This is a genomic window from Lentisphaerota bacterium (assembly GCA_016873675.1).
Lineage (GTDB): Bacteria > Verrucomicrobiota > Kiritimatiellia > RFP12 > JAAYNR01 > VGWG01.
Genome location: VGWG01000132.1, coordinates 1 through 6797 on the forward strand (window position 1 = coordinate 1; position 6797 = coordinate 6797).

Annotated in this window: 3 protein-coding genes; 1 reads left to right on the forward strand and 2 read right to left on the reverse strand. The window is 62.8% G+C overall.

Features of this window, described 5'->3' with window-relative positions; genetic code table 11:
* Positions 1 to 337: 337 nt before the first annotated feature.
* Positions 338 to 3694 (reverse strand): tetratricopeptide repeat protein, encoded by a 3357-nt coding sequence (locus FJ222_11435; GenBank protein MBM4165034.1) that lies wholly within the window; start codon positions 3692 to 3694, stop codon positions 338 to 340.
* Positions 3695 to 3995: 301 nt separating this feature from the next.
* Between FJ222_11435 and FJ222_11440 the strand changes: the two genes are divergently transcribed.
* Positions 3996 to 4682, forward strand: coding sequence for a PEP-CTERM sorting domain-containing protein (locus FJ222_11440; GenBank protein ID MBM4165035.1), 687 nt, complete (start codon positions 3996 to 3998; stop codon positions 4680 to 4682).
* Positions 4683 to 4923: 241 nt separating this feature from the next.
* Here FJ222_11440 and FJ222_11445 read toward each other — a convergent pair whose 3' ends face one another.
* Positions 4924 to 6774 (reverse strand): IS1634 family transposase, encoded by a 1851-nt coding sequence (locus FJ222_11445; GenBank protein MBM4165036.1) that lies wholly within the window; start codon positions 6772 to 6774, stop codon positions 4924 to 4926.
* Positions 6775 to 6797 lie beyond the last annotated feature (23 nt).

Sequence of the window (6797 nt, forward strand, 5' to 3'; positions counted from 1 at the left end):
TCCGGCGGCAGTGCGGACAGATTGGCCAAGGTCCGCTTGATGGTGCGCCCGCCCGCGCGGTGGTCTGCGCGCAGCAACACGGCGGGCGGGGACGAGCGATTCGGAACGATGTCGATGTACATGGGGATACGATACGCAATTCGACTTTCGATGTCCAATAAATAATTTGGATATATTATATATTACATGGGCGCAGATGGAACGAGAAATGCTGCGGCTTACGGCGCGTAAATAGGCTTCAGTCAACGGGTTGTGAGCATAAAATGAGCATCAAAGAGGCTGGAACTTCAGTCTAGAACATCAAGCACGGAAAACCCGTCTTCTATATAGCCCCTCTTTACTGGCGATCATCATTATCGCGCGCTTCGACGGCCTGTTTCGTCAGCAGGGCGACATCGCGGCTGAGTTCGGGCGGCAGGATGGAGATCTGCATCACCGGCTGATTGAGAATGCGGAGTGCCTCCTGCGTCCGCCCTTGCGCGACGCATACGCGGGCGAGGGTGAGGTGGAGGCGCGGATCGCGCTCGCAAAGCGTGATCGCGCGCGAAGCCGCTTGGGCGGCCTCGTCCAGTCGGCCGAGGTCCAGGAGCACGCACGCCAGCGTGTCCCATGCGGCGAAGGAGGTGTCGTCTTGCGCGAGCGCCGCTCGCGCCTCACGCTCCGCATCCTCAAGCCGCTTCAGCCGGCGGAGCGTTTCGGCCAAATCGTTATGCGCCAGGGCCGTCGGCAGGGTGGCTAAGCTGCGGCGGAAGAGGGTCTCGGCCTGAGCCAGCTCGCCGCGCTCCAGCAGCACTGTGGCGAGGAGATAATTGGCGAAAGCGTGATGGGGTTCTGCGCGCAGCACGGCGCTCGCGTCGCTTTCGCGGTCGGCGAGGCTGCCGTAGTCGAAGACCAATTGCATCCAGTCGTCGCGGATGACGGCGAGGTCCGGGCGCAGCCGTAGCGCGTGCAAGAGGCTCGCGCGGGAGCCGGCGAAATCGACGGGCTGCTTGACGCGCAGCAGTTTTGCGCGCACCAAGTGGATCAGGACGTGATCGCCGGGGCCCACCGCCTTGACCATGGCAGGCACCACGCGGCGTTCAACTTCGCTCGTTTGATTCTGACGTAACAAGAGATCCGCCAGCAGCGCCAAGGCCTCGATGTTGGGCACATCGGCGTCGGTCATCGCGCGCAGTTGCGCGAGCGCCTCGTCGGAACGACCGGCGGCGACGAGCCTCGCGACGGTCGGAATGGTCAGCGCCTTTTCAGGGGCACCAGCGCTGCGGGCGGCTTCGAGCCACGTGTTTGCCTCTTCGTGTCGCCCGCGGGCCAAAGCGACCGATGCCAGGCCGGCCATTGCAGCAGCGTCGTTGGGCCGGGCCGCCAAGACCTCGCGGTAGGCCTGCTCGCCTTCGTCCGCGCGTCCCTGTCGCATGGCCAAGCTGGCGAGCTGCTCGTGTATGGGGACATTGTTCGTGCCGAGTTGCAGGGCGCGGGCGAATTCAGATCGGGCCAATTCCATCTGCCCGCTGCTCGCCAGAGAGGCGCCGTACGAGGTGAGAACCCCGGGTTGGCGAATATCTCCGTAGGCCCGCACGATGATCGGAAGCGGCGGGACCCGCTTCTCCTCTTTGAGCCGCGCCGTCAGCGCGCGCGTCACCTCGGCCTGAGCCTCTCCCTCCGTCAGCGCGTAGTGGTTCAACATCGCACTGAGGTTGCGGGCGTCGATCTCGCGCGCCGCAGCAAAGGCCTCGCAAGCCTCTTCGGGGCGTTCGAGGTCGGTGAGCACGACACCCAGATTATTCGCCTGACGCCCGGCCTCGCGCCGCAAGACAGTCTGGAAACGGGCGAGCCCAAACGGCATGGATTCGTCCGAAGCCAACACGCGAGCCATGCGTTTCCAATAGGCCCGATTCGGGCCTAGTAGATCGCGGTCGCGCAATGCGTCCAAATCGCGTACACCGCTCACTGCAAACCCCTCGGGAATCGGCCGATAGCCTGCGAGGGTCCAGAATTCGGGAACACCCACGATCAGCAGTCGATCCTGTGCCTTCGGGTCGATCGCCAGGCACTCCTGAACGAAGGATTCCGGACCACGCGCAAGGGCATTATGCAACAGCGCGCGATGTTCAGCAAAAGCCGGTTCTGCCTCGATCAACGCCTTCATGCGACGCGACCAGCTCGCGCTCGTCCCGTCGGCCAGGCTGACGAGCCGGAGATCAATCCGCCGCTTGCGCGCCAGGATCAGCAGGTGGTTGTCCAGCATCCCATTGCTCACAATCCACGTGCGCCCCCCCAGTCGATCCAACACATCCTGCGCCAGCGTATCGACAAACGCGCCCTTGCGGCCGTCGGCCACACCCCAGTTGAGGAACGCCGCCACCAGGATCACCACGATGGGTGGCGCGGCCAAGCCGAGGCTGAGCGTCATGATCGCCCGATGCGACCGAGGCACGGGCTCGACATCGGGCTGGAGCTTGACATCGGGCTGGGTCTCGACGGTGTCTCGCGGCACATAGAGCATCATCCAGTAAGCGACCAAATAGCCGATCACCGCCGCAACGGCCAGCGCGGCGGGAACCGGGAGGTAGAGGGTGGTGCGGGCCAGGTCCCAGGGCGTGAAAGGCGCATTGAGAAGGCATAAGGCTGCGGCTACGGTCAGCGCCACGTGAAGGAGGATCAAGCTGACGGACCGCCCCCCAAAGGCGCGCTTCGCGGTGCCGATCATCACCATGAGCGGAGTGAACACTAACCACATGATCCATGCCCAGCCGGACCGCGGCAGGGCATTGCCGAGCATGGCATAATGCGCGCGCAGCACGTCGCCGACGACAGACCGCACACCGGGTGCCACGCCGTCGGCCTGCGCACGCACGAGCCACACCAACAGAAACCCCGTCCCCGCGCCGACCACAGCCGCCAGCAGACTGACCACCGCATGCCGCTCCCAGGCCATGATCACGCGGATTCGGTTCCGGATCAGCAACAAGAAGAGCACCGGTGCCAGCGGCAAAAAGATCTCGGATTCCACACATCCCAGCCCGCACAGGGCAGCAGCCGCAAGGGCGCGCATCCACGAAGGCCGTTCTGCGTGCGCCAGCATCAGCGCAACGGTAAGCAACAGGAGCAACACATCAAAGGGATGGGGCGTCAGCCGGGTGGCAGCCGTCCAGAAGGGCGCGCTGACGGCCAGCGCCAACGCCGCGCACCACCCGCCGATTCTGGCCGCAAGCGCCACGTGACGGTCGTAATCCCCGCGCTCGCTGACCTGCGAAAGCGCCGCTTCGTACGACTGGCCGGGAAGGAACGCCTGCTCCGATTTCTCGTCAACATCCCCATCTGTCGGCCGCATCGGCTCAAACAAACCATCCCATCCATGGCGTAATATCGAGAGCATCCATCGCTTCATGATCAGCCCCAAAAGGCCAATCGCACCTGCGGCGCACACCGCTGAGAAAAGGTTGAGCCGCAACGCCAAGGGAAACAGGGGCACATGGGCCAGCCACCCCGTCAACAGCTTCCAGAGCGGATGCGCTGCCATACTATCGGGAGCCAACCCGGCCGCCGAGGCGATGTGAGCCGCCGGCAAACCGGGATAAGCCCCTCGCGACAGCGTCACGCAATAGAGAATCAACGCCAAGAATCCGGGTATGATCGACCCACGCATACGCCACAGCGCAGGCGGAACGGCCGAAAGGGGTTTCGTTTCGTTCATAACTCAGTCCTGTTTGTATAGACACCTGATCCCAGCACCCTCGCCTCCCGTGTGCGAAGCCATTGCCGAAGGGGCTGTACTCCGGTTGCTCTCTAGCAAACACCTGAGCAGGGTTTTCCGAGAGCGTTTGCGATTATACAACAAACAGGCGTAAAGAAATGATGGAATTTTTTGCGTGTGCCTGTACCAGATTTACGGGTGTGTGTGTTTCTAAATTTGTGCTTGCGCGAATTCCGACTCTTTGCTAACTTTGAGCCCAACAGGAGAGAAATGTCTTCTCCTCTGCTGAAGGGTATCTGGTTTGGAGAAACGTGTGAAAAAACAGATTATTGCCTCCTTGGCCTTGCTGGCCGTCACCGGGGTTGTACATGCCGCGACCATTACGCAGAATTTCACCACTGGGCAGATCTCGCCCGGGTCAAACACAAAGTCGACTTTCACTGTAAACAAATTCGACACCGCCCTCGGCACGCTGACGTCGGTGACGATTGCCGTCAGCCTTGATTCTTGGGGAGGCTACTACGCTGTGGAGAATATCACAGCGCCTTCGGTGTCTGTGAGTGGAACATTGCAGCAAGGCATCAGCGCATTGATCACAGGAAGTCGCGTGCCCGCGTCGCTGGACAACACGTTGTTCTCTGGTCAAACCAAGGAGTACACGCTGGCGGCCAACGGAAATACTGATAGAATCGACGGGCCTGTTTATGCTAGCCGCAACCAGACCGGACCGAATATCGGCGACGTAGACTCGGAGGATTTTGCATTATACGAAGGTTTGGGGACGTATGTGATTTCGTTCTATAGCTCGCAGGCGAGTTCGCACACCGCCAGTGGAGCCGTGCGTGGAACGTTCGAGTCTGGGATGTCAGAGGGTTTCCTGACTGTGACATACAATTACACTCCTGTTCCGGAGCCGACGAGCATGGCTCTGTTGGCGCTGGGTTGCGCGGCTATTGGCCTGCGCCGTCGTTTGCCCAAGAAAGCCTGATCGCCCCTGCTATCGGCAAAAAGATGCGACGCACACGCGTCGCATCTTTTTTTTTATCGTCCACCGCTCTCGTCGCCCGCTCTTGTGAGCCGAAGCGCTCAGTCCTCATACAGGCAGCCCGTGCTCATGGGTTGCACGAGATCCCGTAAACGAGCGGCAAAGAATCGCGCCCAATTTTAGCCCGAGTTCGCCAGTTGCGCCCTTTTCTTGCTCATAACCAGTTGCAAATGAACAAAACGTTCTAAAAAGTCTGTACTACATTTTCAATCATTTTCGGTATCTGGGGCACATTCAATCCCAGACGATCCAACAGCATCGCCAGCGGTTTCTCCGGTTTTGAGACGACCCGCAGGCGGAGGTCTACGCCGGTGTCGGTCGGCAGTGTGAGGTCCATCGCATGCATCCGGTCCATCTCCAGAAGGAGTTGGCGGGCGCAGGTGCCGAGACCCTTGGACGCCATCCACTGTTCGAGCGTGCGCCACATGGCCAGTGCCAAGAAGCAGACAAGGATATGGGCGTCGACGCGGTGTTCGTTCTGGTGGAAGACGGGCCTCAGGGCCAGGTCGCTCTTGGACGTGCGGAACGCCGCCTCTGCCTGGGTGAGTTGGATGTACCACTTCCAGAGTTCGGCGGGATCCTCGGAGACATGGTTGGTCCGCAGCAGGTAGGCGCCGTGGGCCAGCGAGGACCAGTCCATCCGTTCGGCGCGCTCGGCCACGCGCAGCGCACAGGCGCGGCCGTCGGCGTCTCTGGCGACCGCGACGTCGAAGACCCGGTCCGCAGCCGGGTTGCGCCCCAGCCAGCGGCCGATCCGGCGCTCGACCTTCTGCGCGTCGGACGATGGCCGTTTGCGCAGCCCGGCGTCGATCTTGTCCAGCGCCTTGCGCAGCCGCCCGATCTGACGTTCCAGCATGGCGCGCTCCTTGGCGGCCCGGTCGCGGCTGCGGCAGAGCACGAAACGCTCGTCCGCGCCGTCTGGGGACGCCGCCAGCTTGACCTCCAGTCCCTCGCGGATCGTTTGCCAACCGTCGGCGTCCAGCAGTTCCGCCTCGTGCCTGCGCAGCATGCTCTTCGGCGTGCCGACCAGATAGCGGGCGCCGCGTCCTCGGAGGAAATCCAGGTTGTCCTCGCTGACGATGCCGCGGTCAGTCACCCACACCCGGTTGGCCTTCCCGTACTTTCGCTCCATCATCTCCACGATTTCTTCGAGCGTCGTGACGTCCGTACGGTTGCCGGCGAAGACCTCATAGCCGACGGGCAGCCCCTCCCGCGTCACGACCAGGCCGACGCACACCTGCTTGCAGTCGGGGCGGTTGTCGCGCGAATAGCCCCGCGCCGCCTTCGGATTCGCATCCGCCTCCCCCTCGAAATAGGTGCTCGTCACGTCGTAGAGCAGGAAGTCGTACCCCGTGCCAAACCATGAGCCCCATCGTTCCTGCAGGTGGCGGCAGATCGCGTCCTTGTGCCCGAGCAGCTCGTCCAGCCCCCGGTACAGGCGGCTCTCGTTCATCCGTTCTGCGGGCACCCCCAGCAGGTCTGGCAGCGCTGTGCCCACGTACCACCGTTCGGAGACGCCCAACTCGCTCGTCTGCCCGCAGAACCGGCCCGCCGTCAAAACGCACGCCACCAGATCCCATCCGGCCTGCTCCCGTCCCGCCGACATCAGGCCTGCCAGCAGCCGGTGCAGCCCGAGCCGCCGCCACACGGCCAGTGCCGCCCAGATCCGCCCGAACTCCCGCACCCGTTCCACGCGCACACCGCGCACGTTGATCCGTCGCCACTCCGGCCCGGCATCCGAGCCAAGGCCCGGCAAAGCGGGCTGCCGGGGCGACTCCGCCTCACGCCCCTCAAGCATCGCGTCGACGTCGGACCAGCCGTATTCCTTTCGCGCCTCGCCCTCGTCGAGCTTGCCCAGATAGGCGACCGTCTCGTGGCGCGGCCCCGACGCCGTGCGTACCGTGCGCGCCAGTTCCCAGTACTCGTAACGCTCCCCGTTCTTCGTCCTTGTCCGTCGCTTTAAACTGAAGTTCCAGCCTCTTTGCGATGCTCTGCCCATGCTCATCTTGTTGTCAAGCAACAAGATACACTTCAAGCGACGCGCACTTTCCCGTTCCG

Coding starts and splice junctions, on each gene's coding strand:
- FJ222_11435 (MBM4165034.1), bottom strand. CDS start 3,694: ATGAACGAAACGAAACCCCTTTCGGCCGTTCCGCCTGCGCTGTGGCGT.